This window comes from Chachezhania sediminis (genome assembly GCF_009765275.1).
Classification (GTDB): Bacteria; Pseudomonadota; Alphaproteobacteria; order Rhodobacterales; family Rhodobacteraceae; genus Chachezhania; species Chachezhania sediminis.
Genome location: NZ_VOPH01000032.1, coordinates 1 through 1074, shown reverse-complemented (window position 1 = coordinate 1074; position 1074 = coordinate 1). Strand labels below are relative to the sequence as shown.

The following is a 1074-nucleotide window of genomic DNA, read 5'->3' as shown; positions in this document are numbered from 1 at the left end:
CGGCCCGAAACCGACCTTCGCCAGGATCACCGTTGCCGCAGCGGAGCTTCGCCATACCTGATGGAGTGGATGGCTCCTGCTCCATCGGCGTCGCAATGCGCCATAGTGCAGATGTCATTGTCTGCTGCGAGAGGAGCCATCCGCATGAAGGTTACAACAGTCGGCCTGGATCTGGCCAAGAATGTCTTTCAGGTTCACGGGATCACCCATGAAGGCCATGTCGTCTTCAACAAGCCACTGCGCCGAGCTCAGCTGCTTGCGTTTTTCGAGCGCTTGGACCCCTGCCTGATAGGCATGGAAGCCTGTTCGGCGAGCCACCACTGGGCGCGCGAGCTGTCCAAGTTCGGTCACGAGGTGCGGCTGATCCCGCCGATCTACGTCAAGCCCTACGTGAAGCGGGGCAAGTCGGACGCTGTCGATGCGGAAGCGATCTGCGAAGCCGTCACCCGCCCGACCATGCGCTTTGTGCAGGTCAAATCAGTAGAGCAGCAAGCCATGCTGAGCCTCCACCGAATGCGTGAGCTCGTCGTGCGGCAGAGGACACAGCTGGGGAATATGCTCCGCGGACTGCTGGCGGAGTTCGGGATCACCCTGCCGCAAGGCCTGGAGAAGGCGACGGGCTTTGCTAGGGATGTCCTGGACGGGTCTGCGCCGGACATTCCCGAGATCGGACAGGACGTCATCCGCATCCTGTGCCGGCAGCTGCTGTCGACCGACTATCTCGTGCGTTGGCATGACCTGCGGCTGCAGGCCGTGGCGCGGGCGGACCGCCGGATGAAACTGCTGCAGACCATTCCGGGCGTCGGACCGGTTACGGCCTCGGCGATCGTGGCGACCATCGGCAGCGGCCGCCAGTTCCGCAACGGACGTGAGTTTGCTGCATGGCTGGGGCTGACACCAAGGAACAATTCCAGCGGCGGCAAGGAGAGGCTGGGCAGGATCACGAAGACGGGGGGATCAGTACCTCCGAAAACTCCTCGTGGTCGGTATGACCTCCCGCGCCATCCAGGTGAAGGTCCGACCGGACAAGGGGGACCCGTGGCTGAGACAACTGCTGGAGAGAAAGCCCTTCCG

The 1074-nt window shown here is 62.9% G+C and carries 1 protein-coding gene; it reads left to right on the top strand.

Annotated elements, in window-relative coordinates; genetic code table 11:
• Positions 1 to 144: 144 nt before the first annotated feature.
• Positions 145 to 1074: IS110 family RNA-guided transposase (locus FQK05_RS25780; protein ID WP_233270694.1), on the top strand; the 930-nt coding region annotated here is incomplete at its 3' end.